Source organism: Archangium gephyra (assembly GCF_049060025.1).
Classification (GTDB): Bacteria; Myxococcota; Myxococcia; order Myxococcales; family Myxococcaceae; genus Archangium; species Archangium gephyra_A.
The window spans coordinates 3465497-3485617 of sequence record NZ_JBMEQQ010000002.1 but is presented as its reverse complement, the minus strand read 5'-3'; the positions used below and the strand labels follow the sequence as shown (position 1 = coordinate 3485617).

Annotated in this window: 17 protein-coding genes and 2 pseudogenes; 10 read left to right on the top strand and 9 right to left on the bottom strand. The window is 68.6% G+C overall.

Features of this window, described 5'->3' with window-relative positions:
* The first annotated feature begins 177 nt into the window (after positions 1-177).
* The 3 genes and pseudogenes from ACN28I_RS15020 to ACN28I_RS15010 all read left to right on the top strand — a co-directional run bounded on the left by ACN28I_RS15020 (position 178) and on the right by ACN28I_RS15010 (position 1722).
* Positions 178-567 (top strand): ribosome-binding factor A, encoded by a 390-nt coding sequence (locus tag ACN28I_RS15020; RefSeq protein WP_420942719.1) that lies wholly within the window; start codon positions 178-180, stop codon positions 565-567.
* A pseudogene (locus ACN28I_RS15015) lies at positions 564-839 on the top strand (RtcB family protein); the annotation flags it as partial. The gene ACN28I_RS15020 and the pseudogene ACN28I_RS15015, both read left to right, overlap by 4 nt.
* Positions 799-1722, top strand: coding sequence for an RtcB family protein (locus tag ACN28I_RS15010; protein WP_420942718.1), 924 nt, complete (start codon positions 799-801; stop codon positions 1720-1722). The pseudogene ACN28I_RS15015 and the gene ACN28I_RS15010, both read left to right, overlap by 41 nt.
* Before the next feature lie 5 nt (positions 1723-1727).
* On the opposite strand, the gene ACN28I_RS15005 is transcribed toward ACN28I_RS15010, so the two are convergent.
* The 7 genes from ACN28I_RS15005 to ACN28I_RS14975 all read right to left on the bottom strand — a co-directional run bounded on the left by ACN28I_RS15005 (position 1728) and on the right by ACN28I_RS14975 (position 10478).
* A complete protein-coding gene (locus tag ACN28I_RS15005; RefSeq protein WP_420942717.1) occupies positions 1728-2183 on the bottom strand; it encodes an immunity 26/phosphotriesterase HocA family protein in 456 nt (151 codons plus the stop codon).
* Between the two features lie 3 nt (positions 2184-2186).
* Positions 2187-3044 (bottom strand): hypothetical protein, encoded by an 858-nt coding sequence (locus tag ACN28I_RS15000; RefSeq protein ID WP_420942716.1) that lies wholly within the window; start codon positions 3042-3044, stop codon positions 2187-2189.
* Positions 3045-3438: 394 nt separating this feature from the next.
* Positions 3439-3795 (bottom strand): response regulator, encoded by a 357-nt coding sequence (locus ACN28I_RS14995; RefSeq protein WP_420942715.1) that lies wholly within the window; start codon positions 3793-3795, stop codon positions 3439-3441.
* Positions 3792-4994, bottom strand: a complete 1203-nt coding sequence (locus ACN28I_RS14990) for an ATP-binding protein (protein ID WP_420942714.1) — start codon at positions 4992-4994, stop codon at positions 3792-3794. The genes ACN28I_RS14995 and ACN28I_RS14990 overlap by 4 nt, the downstream gene beginning before the upstream one ends.
* Positions 4995-5308: 314 nt before the next feature.
* The gene (locus ACN28I_RS14985; RefSeq protein WP_420942713.1) at positions 5309-6265 is read right to left on the bottom strand and encodes a hypothetical protein; all 957 of its coding nucleotides are present in this window, start codon (positions 6263-6265) and stop codon (positions 5309-5311) included.
* A gap of 235 nt (positions 6266-6500) precedes the next feature.
* The gene (locus ACN28I_RS14980; RefSeq protein ID WP_420942712.1) at positions 6501-9122 is read right to left on the bottom strand and encodes a response regulator; all 2622 of its coding nucleotides are present in this window, start codon (positions 9120-9122) and stop codon (positions 6501-6503) included.
* 60 nt (positions 9123-9182) lie between these two features.
* On the bottom strand, positions 9183-10478 hold the full coding sequence (locus tag ACN28I_RS14975) for a hypothetical protein (protein ID WP_420942711.1): 1296 nt from the start codon (positions 10476-10478) through the stop codon (positions 9183-9185).
* Between the two features lie 281 nt (positions 10479-10759).
* Here ACN28I_RS14975 and ACN28I_RS14970 point away from each other — a divergent pair, with 281 nt between their 5' ends.
* Positions 10760-12517, top strand: a complete 1758-nt coding sequence (locus ACN28I_RS14970) for a methyl-accepting chemotaxis protein (protein WP_420942710.1) — start codon at positions 10760-10762, stop codon at positions 12515-12517.
* A gap of 13 nt (positions 12518-12530) precedes the next feature.
* Here ACN28I_RS14970 and ACN28I_RS14965 read toward each other — a convergent pair whose 3' ends face one another.
* Positions 12531-14078 carry a hypothetical protein gene (locus ACN28I_RS14965; protein WP_420942709.1) on the bottom strand — a complete coding sequence of 516 codons (1548 nt, stop codon included), beginning with the start codon at positions 14076-14078 and terminating at the stop codon, positions 12531-12533.
* 230 nt (positions 14079-14308) lie between these two features.
* Between ACN28I_RS14965 and ACN28I_RS14960 the strand changes: the two genes are divergently transcribed.
* The 6 genes and pseudogenes from ACN28I_RS14960 (at position 14309) to ACN28I_RS14935 (ending at position 18635) form a co-directional block, all read left to right on the top strand.
* Positions 14309-14500, top strand: coding sequence for a hypothetical protein (locus ACN28I_RS14960; protein WP_420942708.1), 192 nt, complete (start codon positions 14309-14311; stop codon positions 14498-14500).
* Positions 14501-14752: 252 nt separating this feature from the next.
* Positions 14753-15223: an FBP domain-containing protein gene (locus tag ACN28I_RS14955; RefSeq protein WP_420942707.1), complete on the top strand. Its 471-nt coding sequence runs from the start codon at positions 14753-14755 to the stop codon at positions 15221-15223.
* A 90-nt stretch (positions 15224-15313) separates the two neighbouring features.
* A pseudogene (dbpA, locus tag ACN28I_RS14950) lies at positions 15314-16703 on the top strand (ATP-dependent RNA helicase DbpA).
* Between the two features lie 8 nt (positions 16704-16711).
* On the top strand, positions 16712-17119 hold the full coding sequence (locus ACN28I_RS14945; RefSeq protein ID WP_420942706.1) for a DUF3592 domain-containing protein: 408 nt from the start codon (positions 16712-16714) through the stop codon (positions 17117-17119).
* Between the two features lie 192 nt (positions 17120-17311).
* Complete coding sequence (locus ACN28I_RS14940; protein WP_420942705.1) at positions 17312-17995, top strand: hypothetical protein; 684 nt, start codon at positions 17312-17314, stop codon at positions 17993-17995.
* Between the two features lie 64 nt (positions 17996-18059).
* A complete protein-coding gene (locus ACN28I_RS14935; RefSeq protein WP_420942704.1) occupies positions 18060-18635 on the top strand; it encodes a tRNA-uridine aminocarboxypropyltransferase in 576 nt (191 codons plus the stop codon).
* A 26-nt stretch (positions 18636-18661) separates the two neighbouring features.
* On the opposite strand, the gene ACN28I_RS14930 is transcribed toward ACN28I_RS14935, so the two are convergent.
* Positions 18662-20119 carry a DHA2 family efflux MFS transporter permease subunit gene (locus tag ACN28I_RS14930; RefSeq protein ID WP_420942703.1) on the bottom strand — a complete coding sequence of 486 codons (1458 nt, stop codon included), beginning with the start codon at positions 20117-20119 and terminating at the stop codon, positions 18662-18664.
* Positions 20120-20121 lie beyond the last annotated feature (2 nt).

Genomic DNA, 20121 nt, shown 5'->3' with positions numbered 1-20121 from the left:
GAAAACGGTGTCTCTGGTCTCTCCACGCTGCTGCTCGCGTAGCCGGGCGCGTTCCGTCTCACCGCTGAACGGACCCGCTGGCTCCGGTGCTCGGGCACCGGTGTGGAGCCTCGTCTTTTCCTGACTGATGGCGCCGTGCCCCCGTGCGGGTGCGGCGTCCAGGGAACCGTTCGCTCCATGAGCTCGAAGCCTCGCCGTCCCCGCGGCGCGTCGCCACACGACGCGTCCCTTCCGGCGCGTCACCTGCGCCTGCAGTCCTCCATTTTCGAGGAGGTGTCCCTCCTGTTCCGAGGTGAGCTGTCCGACCCGCTGCTCGAGGGCGTCACGGTGACGACGCTCGAGCTGTCCCCGGACGGCCGCCAGGCCCGTATCGGCTTCACCCTTCCGCCCGAGCGCCAGGAGTCCGGCCCCGCTCCGGTGGAGGAGGCCCTCGAGCGCGCGACGGGGTTCATCCGCTCGCAACTCGCGCTGGGCCTGAACCTCAAGCGCGTGCCGAACCTGCGCTTCGTCTGCGTGGGCGTGGCACCGCGCCTGCTGGCCACCGACGGGGAAGGAGACGCGTCATGATGCCTCGTGTCCTCGAGAGCCCGCCCGGGGCCCTGCCCATTCTCGCCTGGGCGCGCGAGGTACCGCCGGGCGCGGTGAAGCAACTCCAGCACATCGCCAGCCAGCCGTACGTGGTGGAGCACGTGGCGGCGATGCCGGACGTCCACGTGGCCCAGGGCGTGGCCGTGGGCACCGTCTTCGCCACCGAGCGCACCGTCGTGCCGGGGGCGCTGGGAGGAGACCTCGGGTGCGGTGTCAGCGCCCACCGGTTCGCCTTCCCGGCGGCGTCACTGGGGAGGGCGGAGCTGGAGCGGCTGCTGGCGGCCGTGGCGCGCCGGGTGCCGGTGGGAGACGCGGTGCACCGGGGCGCGGGCCTGCCCCTGCCACCGGAGCTTCCAGGCGGCGAGCCTCTCCACCCACCGGCTCCAGAAGGACTGGGAGCGCCTCGCGCCGCGGCACCTCGCCACGCTCGGGGGAGGCAACCACTTCCTCGAGCTGGACCGGGATGCCGGGGGAGACCTGTGGCTGCTCATCCACACGGGCTCGCGGGGCATTGGGGGCGCCATCGCCTCGCACCACCTGCGGGTGGCCGCCGCGCAGGGGGTGGGCTCGCTGCCGGGCCTGCGCACCGACTCGCCCGAGGGGGCCGCGTGCCTGGCGGACATCGACTGGGCCTGCCGCTTCGCCCGGGCCAACCGTGACGTGCTCGCCGCGCGGGCGGTGGAGGTGTTGTCCGAGGCGCTCGGCTGCGAGCCGGAGCCGGGCGCGAGCGTGGACGTGCACCACAACTACGTGGAGGAGGAGGCGCACCTGGGCCGCGTGCTGCTCGTCCACCGCAAGGGCTCGGTGGGGCTGGAAGCGGGGCAGCGGGGCCTCATCCCCGGCTCGATGGGGACGGCCTCGTACGTGGTGGAGGGGAGGGGAGCGCCGCTGGCCTTCCGCTCCTGCTCGCACGGGGCGGGGCGGGTGCTCACGCGGAGCGAGGCCCGGGCGCGCATCCGCCCGGCGGCGCTGGAGCAGGCGCTGCGCCGGGTGGTGTTCGACCGGGGCCGGGTGGAGGCACTGGTAGAGGAGGCTCCGGCCGCCTACCGGGACATCGCGGAGGTCTTGGAGGATGAGGCGGACCTGGTGTCGCCAGTCTTGAGGCTCACGCCCATCGCCGTGCTCAAGGGCTGAGCCTGCTACTCCAACTCCTTCCACATGTGCACCAAACTGTTGTTGGGCCGCCCCATGAAGGAATCGAGCAGACGTTCCTCGACACCGTGGGATTCCCAAACAGCCGCTGGCTCAAGCCCAATACACTCCTGGGGGGACGCCTCTCTCGAATTGCCGAGGGTGTCGAAAATCCAACAGCGCCGGAGTGGGCCCACTTCCATTCTGAATTGGACAATGGGTTGCGTCAGGCGCGCCTCGAGCTCTCTCCTCCCAATGAGTTCCCATGACTTCGGGTAGGGATACTTGACCATAATCCTGAAAAGAACGGGCTTGGATGCGATCCTGTCCAGGTCCGAGTCTGGACTGGTGGTCCTGTAATTGTAGAAGGCATCGAAATGCAATTCGAGAGCCCTCCCATAGCCGAAGGAGCCGTCTGGGAGGGGAATTCTCCAGAATGAACCTGGTTTATGCTTTGGCGGCATATCCTAGTATCCTGTGTAACGGTGAAGCTCGCCCCAGCGAGTTGTAGCAGCATCGTGAAACCGTCTGCCCCGCGGGTTGTCTTTTGCCACGGCGCGCACGACGTTCTCGGTTCGATGGGGCTTGCCCGTGTCGGACTGGGCGCCTCCATGGGAATCCATCAACTGCTGCTCTCTTCCGCGAATCCGCCAATACGCTGGATCATCATACCGCAGATTGTAGTCGATGGCGGTTCCAATATCGAACACATCAAGTTGTGCTTGAGCAAATGAAACATCCTTCGGGTCTTCGTTCTCATCAACATGATGATTCCTGTCTCGGTACCGAAGGGCCAACTGTGCCTGGAGGTCAAGAGGCAGGCCAAGATCAACGACCATGCTGGTGCGCCCTGAGTAGTAGAGCCTGGTTCTCTTGTTGAGCTTTCTGTAGGTCACATAGAGACGGCCGCGTTTGTTTTTGCTTTCTCTGCCGGATTCCGCATCTGGCTGTCCACTGGGAAGAGCGCGGAAAGAAGACACTGACTCGGGTTGGGGCGTGGGCGCGCTTGTCTCTACTGACGCAGTGCGATCAGGCGCCTGGTGAATGAGGATTTCTATTTCGAGGGTGCTCGGAGTCGCAGAGCCCTTTGGGGGCTGATACCGGCCTTGAACCCATCCAGAAACGTCTCCGAAGTGTGTGCCGTAGAACTCGTCCGCGATGTCGATGGGGGTCTGCTCACCGTCCATAACCGCTTTGACGGTGAGGCAAAGCAGCAGAACACTGCCCGTGGCCGCGACGACCGCGCCGCCCGTGACCAGGGCTTCTCCTCCCGCAGTGCCTGCTCCTGCCGCGGTCGTGCCGCCTTGAGGCACCGGGCGCAACATGCCGCGGGGGACCCCATCGCCTGTGCCTCCGCCAGGAAGCCCTCGCAGCGGTGGTTGGGAACGGGGACGTGGAGCAGTCGGCGAACTCGCCCCCGGCGCGGGCACGGCGGCAGATGCTTCACCTTGTTCTGCCTGCGCAACGCCGCTGCTCGGGATGTAGACGCAGTACCTTGCTTGTCCAGTGGCAGGGAGAACGCTCCGGGGAACGCTGCTACACCCCACGAGCAACATGCATGTCAGCAGAGCCACCCCTCTTGGCACCCAGCGCCTCCTGGCAGGAGCTCCGCTCGCGAGGAGCCCCACGCGGGATTACAGGGAGGCCGTGCGACCGAGTCAACCAAGGGACCGCGAACGCGTGGAGGCGGCGGGAATCGAACCCGCCGCCCCTCACTCTTCACCAGGCTACGGCAAGCTCACCTCTTGGAGGAGCTGTCCGAGGTCCAGGGGTTTGCGGAGGACTCGGACGTCCGCGAGCCTCCGGCGGCTGCAGCAGGGCGGTGACCATGACCACGAGCGTCGCCTGAAGCAGTCCTTCGGCGCGGCTCTGTCTGACCAGCCAGCCTCCGCTTTCTCCCGGCAGGACGTAGTCCGTCACCAGCAATGAAACACTCTCCGCGCGCAGGCTCGCGATTCCCTGCTCGGCGGTGGCGAAGGCGTTGACCCGGTAGCCGCTCGTCTCCAGAAGCTCCGTCAACGCTTCCCGGATGGCGCCGTCGTCCTCGACCAGGAGGGCCGTGGGTTGAGTCTTCATGGCTTCTCCTTGGGCACCACGGCTTCCGGGGTGGAGGCCAGCGGCAGCCGGACCGTGAAGGTCGAGCCTTCGTTTGGAATGCTGGCGAGCCCGATGCTCCCGCCATGCGCATCGATGATTTCCCGGACAATCCACAGCCCGAGCCCCATGCCCGAAGGACCGCCGCTGTGGGCGCGCTCGAAGCGCTCGAAGATGCGCCGCTGCTCAGATGCCGGTACGCCCAGCCCCGTGTCCGTCACCGCCAGGACGGCGAAGGCCCCCTCCCGGCGGACCTTGATGTGCACGGGCTTCCGGTTGCCGTATTTCAACGCGTTGGAGAGCAGGTTGCCCACCACCTGCTCGAGCCGCGCCACATCCCACTCCCCGGTGACTGGCTCCGCGTCCAGCGTGACCTCGATACCGCCCGCGGTGAGCTCGTCCGCGTTGCGCACCAGGAGATCCCTGGCGAGCTCCGCCAGGTCCACGCTCGTGCGCTTCAGCTCGATACGCCCCACGGTCATCCGCGAGACGTCCAGCAGCAGATCGATGAGTGTATTCAGCCGCTCGGTCTGCCGGACGGAGGCCTGCAGCTTCGTGGTGAGCACCTCCACCGCCAGGCCCGCTCCCGTGCTGACGCGGTGCAAGAGGTTCTGGACCTGCAGCCGGAGCGCCGTCAGGGGCGTGCGAAGCTCGTGGGCCGCGGTCGCGAGAAACGCATCGTGCAGGCGGACGCTGTTGCTGACCTCCTCATAGCGGCGCGTGCTCTGAGTCTCGCGGTCCCGAAGCTCGGTGATGTCCCGGAACGAGGTGACCACGCCGGCGAGGCTTCCCTCCGCGCTCGCCAGGGGATGGGAGGTGAACGAGAGCCAGCTCAGCTCGCCACCCGATTGCCGGATCCCGATGATCAATCCGCGCTCGGATTGCCCGGTGCGCAGGCACACCAGCGCGGGACAATGCTCCAGCGAGAACGGGCTGCCATCCTCCTGAAGTGCTTCACAGTGCTCGAGCACGGAGCGCCTGCCCAGCAGCGCATCGGCTGGGATGCGCAGGATGCGCTCCGCGCTCGGGTTGGTGGCGCGGATGACGCCGTCCTGATCGTGGAAGACCACTCCTTCTTCCATGCCCTGGACGACGAGCCGGTAGTGGAGCTCCATCGGGTTCGGGGATTGAGACCCACTCACCGCTTCGTTCCTGGCGACGATACGTTTGGCCGCGTCCACGCGCGTTTCTCCTGGTTGCTCTGTGTCACCTCCGCCCTCCCCCAGACCGGCAGGGCCCATAGCAATCGAAATGCCACTCCTCGGCGCGTGGGTCGGCGCCGAACAGTGGCAGATCGTTCCCTGTAATTTTGGGGGGTTGAGGGTCGGCCGCCGAACAGCGAGCGTGTCGCCGGCTCGACGAGAACGGCCTCGTCGGGGCGGACACTGAAAAAACAACAGCCCGGCGTCCGGAAGAACTTACCGGATTGTTCGGCGATCGACCCACGCGCGGGGCCGATCGCCGGAGGAGGCGAAGCAGGAGAGGACGCCCGGGACTACGCGGCGGGCTGCTCCTTATGAGAGCGCCAGATGAAGGAGTAGACGTCCATCAGGTCGCGAGGCGGGTGCCCCGCGGCCGTCAGCCGCTCCGAGGTCTTCCGCGCCACGTCCAGGAATCGCTCGTAGGTGGTGCTGGCGACGGGCGCGTGCTTGTCCGCCGTGAGGTTCAGGACGAGCGCCTGCTGCTCGAAGACGGTGGGCTTCACGAAGGTGTGCTGCGCGGGGGCGTAGAGCGCCTGCAGCAGCGTGGCCAGGGGCCAGGTGACCTTCCGGCCCTGGCCCTCCGCGTCCCAGATGCGGACCGAGCTCGCGAACTTCTCGAAGCGCGGCCCGTGCGCGCCCTCGCCGTGCAGCAGCCCGCCCAGTGCCGTCACGAACGCGGCCCGGTCCTCCTCCTTCATGGAGGTGAAGGGGATGGGGCCCTCCAGGGGGAAGACGAGGTTGGTGAAGCCCATCAGCTTCTTGGCGGCCTCGAAGGTCTCCTCCGGGGTGGCGCTCGCCAGCCGCTCGGGGGAGAGCGTCTCCTGGGCGAGCTTGATGGCGGCGGTCTTGTACCCCTTCTTGCCCTTGGCCTCGGGGGCTCCCCGCTCCTCGGAGACGAACTTCTCCCCCGTGAAGCCGCCGGGGAAGAAGGTCTCGAACCAGCGCACCTGGGCTTCGAAGGACGGGAACACGGCGGTGAGCGGGCGCGCCGCCTTGGCCTTGGCCTTGGCGGACTTCTTCGCGCCGCCCTGCGGGTGCTTCCCACGCAGCCGGGTGTCCACGGTCCGGGCCTCGTCGGCGCTCAGCTCGACGGCCTGGAGCCCCTTCACCTGGGACTTGATGAAGACTTTCCGCCCCCCGTGTTCGAAGGCGAGGACGAGCTTGCCGTCCTTGTCGTCCAGCAGGGTCGCGCGACCCCACGAGGGTTGGCTCTCCAGCGTGAAGAGGGTCGGGGTGGCGGTGGCGCGCATGCGGTTCTCCTGGGGTGTGAGCCGTCCGCGTCCGCGACGGGCTCGTCGCGGTGGCGCTCTTCGGCAAGGCCCCACGGATGAGGGGGGCCACTCAGGTATACGCCAGCGACGGAAAACATGTTGGATGCGCGGGAGCCTCTGGCGCACGACACCGGCCGGGCGCTGGGCCGGGTTGGCCAGGAAGCAGGCTCAGCGCGCCCCCCAGTCCTTGAACCTGGGGGGCTGAAGCGGCGGCTCAGGGCAGGGCGACGGCCTGCTCCAGCGCCTCCTGGATCTGCGGCAGCGAGTAGGGCTTGGGCAGCACCACCACGCCCTCCAGGGGCGCCTCTCCCCGGGGGAGGGCCACGTTCCCATGGCCCGAGGCGAGGATGACCTTCATCCCCGTCTTCCGCTCCGCCACCTCTCGCGCCAGATCCACTCCCGACGCACCCGGCAGCGACACGTCGGTGAACAGCACATCGAAGCCGCTGGCGGCCATCGCCCCCCGGGCCTCCTCGGCGCTGGTGACCGACAGGACCTCGTGCCCCAGCAGATCCATCAACTCGACCGCCGAGGAGCGCACGTCCTCGTCATCCTCCACCAGCAGCACGCGCAACCGGCGGGACGCGGCGGGCGCGGGCGGGCGCGCGGGGGTGGTGGGGGGCGTGGGGGGCGTGGGCGCCGGCGCCGCAGCCGCACGGGGCGGCCCGCGGACGGCCAGCCGCTGCTGGCGGCCGTTGAGCAACTGCCGCAGCCTGCGGGCCAGCTCCTCCCGGCTGTAGGGCTTGCTCAGCAACTGCACCCCCGCGTCCAGCCGGCCACCATGAACGATGGCGTTCTCCGTGTAACCCGAGGTGAAGAGCACCTCGATGTCCGGGTGCAACGCCTTGGCCTGCCGGGCCAGCTCGGGGCTGCGCACCGGGCCGGGCATCACCACGTCCGTGAACACCAGATCGACGGGGACGCCGCTCTCGAGGATCACCAGCGCGCTCTGCGCGTCCACGGCCTTGAGCACGCGGTAGCCCAGCTCGCTCACCATCTCCACCACGGTGGTCCGCACCTCGGCGTCGTCCTCCACCACCAGGATGGTCTCCGAGCCCCCTTCGATGGGGCCGGTGACGACCTGGGCGTCCGCCGACTCGGCCTCCACCGCGCGAGGCATGTAGAGCTTGATGGTCGTGCCATGCCCCAGCTCGCTGTAGAGCTTGATGTGGCCGCCACTCTGCTTGACGAAGCCGTACACCATGCTCAGGCCCAGGCCCGTGCCGCGGCCCTCGGGCTTGGTGGTGAAGAACGGCTCGAAGGCCCGCTCCATCACCTCGGGCGTCATGCCGCCGCCGGTGTCCGAGACGGCCAGCAACACGTACTGGCCGGGGAGGATCTCGGGGTGCAACCGGCAGTAGTGCTCGTCGAGCACGGCATTGCCGGCCTCGATCGTCAGCTTGCCGGTGCCGTTCATGGCGTCCCGGGCGTTGACGGCCAGGTTGATGATGACGTTCTCGAACTGGTTGGGATCCAGGGCCGTGTTCCACAGCTCCTTGGAGGTGGAGGTCTCCAGCTCCACCTCCTCGCCCAGGGTGCGGCGCAGCAGATCATCCATGCCGCGCACCAGCTTGCTCACGTTGACGACGAGCGGTTGGAGGGGCTGGCGGCGCGCGAAGGAGAGGAGCTGGGAGGCGAGCTTGGCGCCCCGATCCACGGCGCGGGCGGCGGTCTGGACGCGGTTCAGGGCGCGCTCGTTGCCCACCACGTCGCGCTGCAGGAGCTGGAGGTTGCCGGCGATGACCTGGAGCAGGTTGTTGAAGTCATGCGCCACGCCGCCGGTGAGCTTGCCCACGGCTTCCATCTTCTGGGACTGCCGGAGCTGGGCCTCGGTCTTGCGGCGCTCCTGCTCGCTCTCCTCGAGCGCGCGGGTGCGCTCGCGCACCAGCTCCTCCAGGTGCTCCTGGTAGTGGCGCACCTGCGCCTCGGCGAGCACCCGCGACGTGACGTCCTGGCCATAGACGAGGACGGCCAGGACGGGCCCTCCCGGCAGGCGGATGGGCCGGTAGTCGAAGTCGAGGAACAGCTCCTGCAGCGGATCGCTCTCCTTCTTGCGGAGGGCGATCTTGAAGGCGCGCATGCTGATCGACTCGCCCTGGTGGAACACCCGCTGGAACAGGCCGTAGACGCCTTTGTTCTTGTCCTCCTTGAGCTCCGGCCGCACCTGGAGCAGCGGCATGCCGATGATGTTCCGGAAGCCAACGAACGGCAGGTAGTTCTCGTTGACCATCTCGAAGACGAAGTCGGGCCCGCGGAGGACCGCCACCACCCCCGGCAACGTCTCGAGCAACTGGCGGAGGTAACGGCGCTCGTGCTCCAGCTTCTCGTTGTTCTCCTGCACCGTGGACATCCGGGCCAGCAGGGGCGCGAGCTGGTCCAGGGAGAAGCCCTCCCGCCCGTCCTCCCGCGCCCACTTCGCCAGGTCCGTGGAGCGCAGGTCCGTCACATCCACGGCCTGCTGGAGGATGAAGGCCACGTTGCCCGCGGCGTCGAGGAGGGGCTTGTGGGAGTAGGTCCAGAAGCGCTCCTCGAGCACCGGCCCCGCCTGGGTGGGGCGGGAGATCGGCCAGGCCACCATCGGGACGATGTCCGCCGTGCGCCGGGTGAGCACCCGCTCGAGGGACTCCCGGAGGATTCGCGGGCCCTCCGGGTCCGCGGGGCGAGTGCCCTGGGGGAGCACCTCGAAGACGTTGCGCCCGATGATCTCCTCACGCCGCAGCGACGTGGCATTCAGGTAGGCCTGGTTGGCCGCGACGTATTTCAACTCCCGGTCCAGCGCCATGAGCGGAGCCGGAGCGGAGTCGAACAGGTTCTGGGTATCGATCATGTGGGACATGCGGGATTCAGGATAGACGACGAAGCCGGTCCAGAGGACAGGTATCCCACGGCTTCCTGTCTAGTTGTCGCCCCAGGTGAAACCAGTACCCAGGGTGAAGGTGACGCCCTGGGCCCAGGGGGCCGTGGGGGGCGCGAACGCGCGGTACTGCGCCTCCGCGCTCAGGGAGACCCCGCGGCTGAGCAGCGTGTGGAGCCGCAGGCCCACCGGCAGCTCCGGGAAGAGCTGGCCTCGCTGGGAGGACAGGCCCGCACCCGCCGTGGCGCGCAAGTCGAGCCCTCGCGAATAGCCGAGCCGCGCCGTCAGCAGCGGGGGAGAGAGCAGCGCGAGCGACCAGGCATTCGCCCCGGCGCCTCCCACGAGCGGATGGGCCAGGGCCCGTGCGTAGCTGGCCGAGAGCGCCATGGCCCAGGGCAGGGGGAAGAGGACGCGGGCCCCGGCCACCGGTGCGGCACCGCGCAGCGTGGTGACGGCACCTCCCAGCACCTCCAGGGCGAGCCCGGGAGAGGGTTTCCACCGGGGCTTCGCGGCCAGCTCGCGCGCCTCGGCCAGGGCGGTGAGCCGCTGCGCCGCGTAGAGGAGGAAGGCGCGGGAGTAGGCCACGGCCGACTCGACCCGCGCGTCCACGAAGTCGTCGTACTCGGCGGGGTCCACCTTCCACGTCCGTCCCTGCCAGCGCACTTCCTTCGAATCGAAGGCATTGCCCACCACGCCATAGGCGCCGAAGGCCCCGGGCCCCGGGGTGGCCGGCGCGGCCCAGAACGCGCTCCAGGGGATGGTGCCTCCCTGCACGCGCAGCGCGCCCGTGCGCACCACCTCCAGCGTCTCCCGCGCCAGCGCGAGCTGCGCCTCCACGCCGGAGAGCGGCTCGATGTCCCGCCCCGCGTGCACCAGGGCCTGTCTCGCCGCGTGCTGCTCGAAGCGATCCGACAGCCCGTGCATCACCGGCACCACGTGCATGGGGACCGCCATGTCCTGGATGTGGTGCACCAGGTGGCCCACGCGATCGAAGGCCCGGGCCAGGTCCCCGTTGCTCGCGGCCTCCTCGGCCTCGGCCCACAGCCCCTGCACGCGGGCCCCGGAGTCCTTGCGGAAGGAGGAGTCCAGCGACGTGCCCGGGTGGAAGAAGTGGTGGTAGCCGGTCCACTTCACATGGAGGTTCAGGTCCTCCGCCCGGCTGCCCTCCACGATGGCTTCCCGGTGGGCCGCGAGCTCGGGGTGGCCCGCCGCGAGGGCCGCATCGACGGAGGCCCGGGTCATCGCCTCATGGTCCGGCACCGAAAAGGCACTGGCTCCCAGGGGGAGGAGGAGGGCGAGCAGCGGCAGGAGCGGCAGGCGGGCAGGAATCATGGGCATGGCGCGGAGCCATCGTAACCGTCGGCTTTCCAAACGCTTCCCGCGCCGGACCCGGGGAGGAGGGCGCCCGCCTGGGTCCTTGCTGCTACTGTGACTCGAAAGTTCCGCTTGGAGTGTCGGAATGTTTCACCTCCGTGACAGGTCCGGCCGTCCAGGAGTACGGACTGTGCCCAGGGGCTGTTCACGGACTGTACGGAGCCTCGTATGCTGGGCCCGTGCAAGCCAGCGCTTCCAGCAACTCTCTGTCGTACGAACCCGGCCCGATCGTCCGCCGGATGGTCATGACGCAGCAGATCTACACGCTCTTCGGCATCCCGCCGCTCGTGTACCTCATGATCCTCATCTCCGGGCTCAACGGGGAGCAGGCGATCGACGTGTCGAAGTTGCTGCTCCCGGTGCTGATCCCCGTGATGGGCGTGGCCATCCCGTACGCCGTCCTCTACGTCACCGTGGGCAACGCCCTGCGGGAGCTGCCGGGCGATGTCCCGGGCTCGCGGCTGATGCGCATCCTCAAGGTGCCGGGGATCATCGACGCGACCACGCTGCTCACCACGATGGCCGCCTCGGGGCTCTTCGTCGGCATCTCCGCCGTGCGGCACGGCAAGAGCCTGTGGACCATTCCGTGGGCCATGGGGACCATCTGGCTGCTGGTGGCGCTGCTGACGCTGCAGGAGCGCTTCTGGTACGAGAAGATCCTCCAGCCCTACGCGCTCGCGGAGTTCTACAAGAACCCCGGGCAGATGCCGCGCTCCTACGGCTTCTTCTGGCCCCGCCAGTCCTGGTTCCTTCCCTACGCCTTCGCCCTCTTCGTGGGCTGTACGCTGGTGTCGCTGGCCACCATCATCGGCCGGCAGGGGTACGAGGCCCATGAGTTCCTGATGAGCCGGCTCGACACGGCGAGCCCCGCCGAGATGGCCCCGCTGGTGCGGCAGACCATCCGCATGCTCTTCGAGAACTCGGTGATGCCGATGGCCCTGGTGGGCGCCTACCTGCTGATCAGCTCCGCGCTCGCGGCCTGGTTCCTGGCCCGGCGTCAGACGGAGGGCACGCAGAGCGTGCAGCGCACCCTGGAGGGGTTGGTGCAGGGCAGGCCCCGGCTGCCCGAGTGGGTCTCCACCGACGAGGTGGGAGATCTCTCGGCCACCACCGCGCGCGTCTTCGCGCAGCTCAAGTCGTTCGCCAACTCGCTGGCGTCCTCCGCCCAGGCCCTGCGCGACTCGGCGGAGCAGCTCGGGCAGTCCACGGGCCGGCAGACGGAGGTGCTGACGCAGCAGGCCTCCGCCCTCCAGGAGACCCAGGTCACCGCCCAGGAGATCAAGCACACCTCCGTGCTCGCCTCGCAGAAGGCGGAGGCCATCCTCAAGCAGACCGAGCGGGCGGATCAGCTCAGCATCTCGGGTGACACCGTCCTCCAGCAGGGCATGGCGGGCATGCAGGAGATCGGCTCCCAGGTGCGCGAGATGTCCACGAGCATCCGCGCCCTCGACGAGCGGGCCCGGCAGATCGCCCACATCACCACCCTGGTGAAGGGGCTGGCGGACCGCTCCAACATGCTCGCGCTCAACGCCGCCATCGAGGCGGTGCGCTCGGGCGAGGCCGGCAAGGGCTTCAGCGTGGTGGCGCGGGAGATCCGCACCCTGGCCGATCAGTCCATCAAGGCCACGCGCGACATCACCGACATCCTCCAGGACATCAGCGACGCCATCCTCTCCACCATGAACCTCATGGATCAGGGCTCGGATCGCGTCGAGGTGAGCTTGCGGCAGATCCGCGACTTCAGCACCCAGGTGCAGCAGATCTCCGGCATCGTCCGGGACAATGCCTCCTCGGTGCGGCAGATCACCGTCGCGGTGAGCCAGCAGGACGTGGGCATCGCGCAGATCTTCGAGGCGGTGAACGATCTGTCCAAGGGCATGGACCAGACGATGAATCAGCTCCGGGCCTCGGATGACGTGCTCGCCCAGGTGCGCAACGTGGCGGAGCAGGTCTCCAGCGTCGTCGCCGGTTACGGCTGGCAGCAGGAAGGCCCGCGGTCGTAGCGGGCCCTCCGGCTCACTCCGCCAGGCTGTCCCGATCGAGCTCCAGCGCGAGCATGGCGCTGCGCTCGAAGATGCGATCCAACCGGAAGGGCCGGTAGAGCTCCTTGCCCGTCCAGAGCATCTCCTGGCGCTCGGGGGCCACGTCCTTCTGGGCCCCCATCCACCCGGCGGCCCGCTGGAGGGCGCGCTTCACCTCGGGCCCGAAGAGGCCGTGGTTGCGCAGGGCGCGCAGGGCATGGACGGCATAGGCCGTCTCCAGGAGCGAGGGCGTGCGTGCCATGCCCCATCCCCCCTCGGCGTGCTGGGAGCGGAGCAGGGCTTCCACCGCGGGCCGGACCACGTCGGTGGCCCCCGCGCGGCAGAGCGCGAGCATCACCTGGGAGGTGCTGTAGAGCCAGGAGGCGTGCCACTTGTCCATCCTCCACAGGCCATCGGCGCCCCGCTTCTCGGCCAGCCAGCGCACCTGCCGCGACACGTCCTGGCCGAGGATCGCCAGCGCCATCACGCCGTGGGCGGTCGTCGTCACCGAGGGCTGCATCTCGTGGGCGTAGGTGATGAACTGCCCGTCCGCGAGCTGGTAGCGCTGCAGCAGGCCGCCGTCCACGGCGTGGCCGGTCTCCTTCAACATGGCGAGGCAGGTGGAGGTGATGTCTCCGTCACAGACGAAGAACTCGCTCATGCCGTAGCCCTCCGGGCGCACCGCCCGGTACAGGCCCTCGAGCTGGGGGCGGACGACGTCGCGCAGGCCCGGGTGATCCAGCAACCCCGTGGAGAACAGCGCCAACAGGCTCCAGGACTGCTCGTAGTGCACGATGGGCCACACGGTGGGCACCACGCCCGGCAGGCCCGTTCCGGTGGCCTCCGCGGCAGCGCGCAGGAACTCCTCCGCGCCGAGCACCTCCGCGGGCAGCTCCCGGGTGCCGGGCGGCACGGTGGCCCGGCGCAGACGCAACCAGTGCGCGGTCGCCGCCGGGCTGTTGCCCACGCCCTTCGAGCCATCGAGCACATTCATGTCGGGCTCGGTGCCCCAGGCCTCGAAGGAGTGGATGGGGGCGGTGCCGGCCCGGTGCTTCATCCGGGCGATCAGCCCCCGCCGCCGGGTGCCCAGCGCGCTCAGGGACAGGAAGGGCTTTTGCGGCAGCTCGATTCCCACCGCGGCCGCCTCTTCCAGCAGCCGCGGGAGGATGAGCTCGGCGGCCACGGGGATGTCATCCGGGAGCGGGCCGTCGAAGGCCCACGCCTCCGCGGTGCGGCGGAAGAACTCGATGCCGCCCTCCACGGCCTTGCGGCTCTCCTGGGTGTCACTGGTGCCGCGCAGCGCCAGCACGGCCGCGAGTGTCGGAACGTGCCTCGCCAGCGGCATCAGCTCCGAGCCCCACCCGCCATCCGGGCGCTGCTGGCGCATCAACCACTCGACGGCGGGCCGGGGATCCTCGGGGGGGGCGTCCCGGAGAACCTGGGCCGTGTCATAGACGGACGGAGTGAGGATTCCGCCCTGGGCGCCTAGCGCCTGAATATCCGCTCTGAGCTGGGCGATGAACCACTCGGGGGTCGAGGGCATGTGGATCACCTGGAAATGGGGGTAGTCCGACTCCTAACACGGCGGTTCCACCCGGAGGAATCCGGCCTCCGTTCCGGAGGGGACAAAGCAGGCGGGTGACCCGGAAGCGGCGGATTCCAGACCATGCGCCTGTGGCTTTTCCTGGCACACGGTAGAGGCGTGGCCAACGCGGTGCACCACGCTCCACGGTGCGCCTCGGCGGACATGCCGAACGCTAGAATCCGAGGCATATGAGCGACTCCACGAAGGCCGCGCAGTTCGGACAGACTCGGGACGAGACGAAGAAGAACCCGAAGGTGTTCAACCTCCCGGTGAAGATCGATCCGTACGTGAGCACCCAGGTGGAGAAGAAGAAGCGCAAGGCTGAGAAGTTCGATCCCTTCGCCGTCGACTTCGCGGCTCCCAAGCCCGAGGATTTTTGAGGCGGCGAGCACCATGTCCCACGAGCTGCCGCCGCCCGAGGTGCGACAAGGGCTCCTCTCTGGAACCGGTTGCGAGGTCATCGTTAGGGCCGGGCTGTTTGATTCCAGGGGACCGCTCTCCTGAGTGCCCACCAGAGGAACCAACGAGCGCCCATCCCAACCGGGAGCGTGCACCTGCTCCGTTGAAACCCTTATGAAGGGAGAGCACGGGTGGCCCCTGGCGGGAGCGGGGGCCGCACGAGGAGATTGAACATGTTCCGGATCGATTCAGAGAAAGACCTGCTGCAAGCGTTCCGCCCGAGGGACCGGAAGACGCTCGAGCTTCCCGCCGGCCTCCAGTTCCCGCTCTTCGTCCGCGACTACCTGGCGTGGACCGAGCCGGCCGGGACCCGGGTATTCCTGGTGCTCCCTTCGCAGGGGAGCAGGCTGCCGGTGGGCATCGCCTTCCGCCGGGACTCGCAGGGCGGGGGATCGGGCTCCTGCATGTGTGACTGGTGCCACTCCTACGGCTCGGCGGACGAGATCGGGATGCTCACCACGGACGTGAACTCGAAGCGCCGGGTGGGCGTGAGCCTCTGCATCGACCTGCGCTGCAAGGAGAAGCTGGAGACGGCGGCGGACCTGTCCGGCCGTCACCCGCTCGAGCTGATGAAGCCGCTGATGGAGCGCATGAGCCGCTTCGCTCGCGAGGCGCTCCGGATCGAGACCGTCCCGGAGAATTGACACCGGGCTTGTTCCGCTCCCCCTGGCTGTTACAAGGGGCCGCAGACACATCCGAGGCAACCCCAGTGCCTCCGTTCCTTCGAGGCCCTGATGAACTTCTCCGCGCTCCCGCTGTCACCGCCGCTGTTGCAGGTCCTCGAGGAGCTGGACTTCCAGACCGTCACGCCCATCCAGGCCCAGAGCATTCCGGTGTTGTTGCAGGGCCGGGATCTCGTGGGCCAGGCGAAGACGGGGAGCGGGAAGACCGCGGCCTTCGCGCTTCCCATCCTGGAGAAGATCCGGCTCCAGAACCGGCGGCTCCAGGCGCTCGTGCTCTGTCCGACGCGGGAAGCTCTGTGCCCAGGTGGCCGGGGAGATCCGCCGGCTGGGCCGGAGATTGCCCGGGCTCCAGATCCTCGTACTCGCGGGAGGCCAGCCCGTCCGGCCCCAGGTGAACGCGCTCGAGAACGGCGCCCACCTCGCGGTCGGGACTCCGGGCCGCATCCTGGACCTGCTCCAGCGGGAGGCCCTCGACATGGGGCAGCTCGCCACCGTGGTGCTCGATGAGGCGGACCGGATGCTCGACATGGGCTTCCGGGAGGACATGGAGCGCATCCTCCGCGAGACCCCTCCCACGCGGCAGACGGTGCTCTTCTCGGCGACGTTCCCCCCGGACATCGAGCGGCTGAGCCGGACCTTCCAGAAGCAGCCCACGCGCGTGACGATCGCGGAGGCACCCGAGGCGGCGCCCGACATCCAACAGCTCCTGTACGTCTGCGAGCCCGAGGAGAAGACGGCGCTCCTGCTGCGCATCCTGCGGCAGTACCAGCCGGCCTCGGCCATCGTGTTCTGCAACCTCAAGGCGACGGTCGTCGAGCTGACGCGGGCCCTGTCCCAGGCCGGGGTGGGCGCGGACGGGCTCCAGGGAGACATGGAGCAGATCGAACGCGACAACGTGATGGCGAAGTTCCGCAACCGCAGCACGCGGATCCTCATCGCGACGGACGTGGCGGGCCGCGGCATCGACGTCGAGGCGCTCGATGCCGTCGTCAACTTCGATCTGCCCTCGCAGCCGGAGCCCTACGTGCATCGCATCGGCCGCACGGGGCGCGCGGGGAGGAGAGGCCTGGCCATCGCCCTCGCCACCCCGCGAGAGGACCACAAGGTGGAGCTCCTCGAGGAGGCCACCGGGGTGAAGCTGGAGCGCGCGAACGCGGAGACGCTGCCCCCGGCGGACGCGAAGGGTGGGGCGTCCCTGGCGGCGGACTGGGAGACGCTCTTCATCTCCGCCGGACGCAAGGACAAGATGCGGCCGGGTGACATCCTCGGGGCCCTGACGGGAGAGGCCGGCGGCCTGAACGCCACCGACATCGGGAAGATCGAGATCCACGATCATCACGCCTTCGTCGCCGTCTCCAAGACCATCGTGCGCGTGGCGTTCCAGCGGCTGCGCGACGGCCGGATCAAGGGGCGCAAATACCGCATCGAGCGGGTCCGGTAGCGTGCACCATGTACTGTCCATTGCTGATGGGCCTGGGACTGATCGCCTTCGCCCTCTTCGCGTGGTTGCAGCACCTGTACATGCGACACCACGGAATCCTGGTGGTGGCGGAGGTCGTCGGGGGGACCATGACGAAACGGGCGAGGGGCAAAGGGGCGAAGGTCAAGGCACCCCGGCGCAAGGACTGGTACGGGCTGCTGGTGCGCTATCAGCCGCCCGATGGGGAAGCAGTGGAGCTCGGCGTGGCGACCCGGCGCCCCATGTCCTCCTTCAATCCAGGTGACAAGGTCGAGGTGCTGTTCAACCCGGCGAAGCCCGACCTGGCGGTGTTCCCGGATGAGAACGTGATGGTGGGCCCGATGCTCCTCGCGGGCATGGGCCTCTTCATCGTCATCGTCTTCCTGGCCACCACGTAGGGTCCGCGAGGCGCTCCCGGGCGCCTGTCAAGCCGGAAACTCAAGGCGGGGAGGTGACCCACGCGGGTGGGTCTTCCGCGGCATTTCTCCTCTTCCCGAGGGGGGTGCACCCGGGCCCTGGCCACGGCCGGGCATGTCAGACCCAACCGGTAGTGTTGCTTCATGGCGAACACCGGCAAGGAAGGGTCTTCCGTGGCTGATTTCCGTGAGAATCCGTGCGTCTCGGTCAACAAGCTGGGCCAGTACCTCACCGCGCGGCCCGCGTTGCGCAAGCGCATCATCCACGCCCAGAAGCACCCGTGTGATCCCAAGTACCTGCGTTACCCGGAGGCCGCCCAGGCCATCATCGAGTTCCTGTGCGGCGGCCGGGACGAGACCATCCTGCGCTACCACCAGCACCGACTGCTCCACGCCGAGCCCGAGTCGGACTTCGACGCCCACCGGCTGGCGCTGTGCGCCGAGGCCCTCCACCGCTTCCTCAAGGCCTCGGGCGAGCTGGCGCTGACCCATGCGGTGGCCAGTCCCGCGGACGAGGGGCTGCCGCCGCTGGCGCTGGCGGGGGTGGCCATCAACGTGCGGCCGGAGATCCTCCTGCGCAGCGTGGACCGGCACGGGGTGATGCGCTCGGGCGTGCTGAAGCTCTACTTCTCCAAGCACACGCCGCTGGACGAGTCCTCCGGGCAGTACATCGCCACGGTGCTCCAGCTCTTCGCCGAGCAGAACCTGAAGCAGCAGGGCGAGGTGGACCACCGGCTGGTGCGTGTCTTCGACGTGTTCGCCGGCAAGGTATTCGTGGCACCCAAGGCCCAGCAGCGGCGGCTGGGGGACGTGCACCTGGCGTGCGAGGAGATCGCCGCACGCTGGCCCATGAACTGAGCGGCTGGCGGGCGGGGAAACGAAGACTTCTCTTCCCGCGGCCACCGGCACAGGATGAGGGAGGATGTCTCCCCGCGTCTCCTCGCACCGGCCCCGCTGTCCGCGCTGCAACCTCCCGTTGCACCTGTGCCTGTGTGCCGAGATTCCCCGGGTGGAGACGCGCACCCGGTTGCTCCTCCTCCAGCACGTGGTGGAGACCTGGAAGAAGAGCAACACCGGGCGGGTGGCCGCGCTGGCCCTCGCCAATTCCAGGCTGCTCACCTATGGCTCGCTGGACGAGCCCCTCGACACGGCCGTGCTCTCCGAGCCCGGCACCTGGCTGCTCTTCCCCGATGGCCCCACCGCGCCGCCGGACGCTCCCGCGCCGAGGCAGCTGGTGGTGCTGGACGCGAGCTGGTCCCAGGCGCGGCGGATGACCCAGCGGATTCCGGTGCTGCGGACGCTCCCCCGGCTGGTGCTGCCGCCCCTGGCGCCCGGGACGCTCCGGCTGAGAGATCCCACGCACCCCTCCGGGATGTCCACCCTGGATGCGATTGCCCGCGCGGTGGCGGTGCTGGAGGGACCGGAGGCGGCGGCACCCCTGGAGCGGCTGGCCGCGCTCCGGGTGCAGCGGATCGCCGAGTGCGGGACGCTGTATTGAGCCCTTCGTGTGCTTCCGCCCAATCCCTATCGTGCTTCCACGGCGGCCTCGAGCACCTCCGGCCGCTGCTTGCGGATCATCAGGCTGAGGGGTACGGCCACCAGGGCGATGGCCGTGGCCACCAGGTAGACGTCGTTGATGCCCTCCACGAACGAGAACAGCTCGATGTGACGGCGCTCCGTCATTCCCTGCTGCACGAGCACCTGCGCCTCCCGGGCGGTGAAGGTGGACAGGAGCGATGTGAAGATGGCGATCGAGAAGGCCCCGAACACGTTCCGCAACCAGTTGCTGATGGAGGAGGCGTGGCCGGTCAGCTCGCGTGAAATCTGCTCCATGCCCGCGTTGCTGGCCGGCATCATGGAGAGCGCGATACCCACGTTCCGCACCACCATCCACCCCACCATGTAGGAGCGTGAAACCTCCGGCGTCAGGCGGCTCAATGCATACGTGCCGCCCGCGATCAGCAGGACGCCGGCCGCCATGAGCGTGCTCGGCCCGAGCGAGCCATACAGACGCCCGACCAGCGGCATCAGGAGCGCCATGGCCAGGGAGGCCGGAAGGAGGATCAATCCGGTCTCCAGGGGCGACACGCCCTGGATCTGCTGCAGGAACAGCGGCACGAGGAACGCGCCCGAGTACAGGCTGATCGTGATGATGCTCGAGATGATCAGCGTCACCACATAGCGGCCGTTGGTGAGCACCCGCAGGTCGAGCAGCGGAGCGCGCGTCTTCAACTCCCTGACGACGAAGAGGATCAGCGACAGCGTCCCGAGCAGGAACAGGGACACGGTCTTCCCATCGGTCCACCCCCAGGCCCTTCCCTGACTCAGGGCGATCAGGAGCGACAGGGTGCCGGTGATGACGGTGAGCAGTCCGGGGAGATCGAACGCCTTGGGGGACTGCAGGCGGTAGAAGGGAATGGTCCGCACGGCCAGACCCACGGCGGCGAGGCCGAGCGGAACGTTGATGAAGAACAGCCACCGCCAGTTGCCCAGGGTGATCAACCAGCCCGCGAAGGTCGGCCCGAACGCGGGAGCGAGGCTCGCCGACAGGCTCCAGAGACTGGCGGCCAGCGCCTGCCGCTCCCGTGGAACGAGCTGGTAGATGAGCGTCATGGTCACCGGCATGATGGCGCCGCAGAACGCGCCCTGCAGGAACCGGAAGGCCACGAGCGAGCGCGCATCCCAGGCCAGTCCACACAGCACGGATGACAGGATGAAGCCCACCAGGGTGGCCACGTACAGCCATTTGAAACTGAAGCGCCCACCGAGATAGCCGGTGAGCGGCGCGCTCGTGCCCATGGCGAGCATGAAGCCCGTCAGGGTCCACTGGAGCAGGGAGAGCTCCGCACCGAAATGCCGCTGCAGCTCGGGAATGGCGATCGTGATCGTGCTGGAGCTGAGCACGGACATGAACGACCCCACGAAGAGGGCGAACATGAACGGCCAGAAGCGGGTGGCTCGCGGCGTTTCGGTGGGGTGCATGG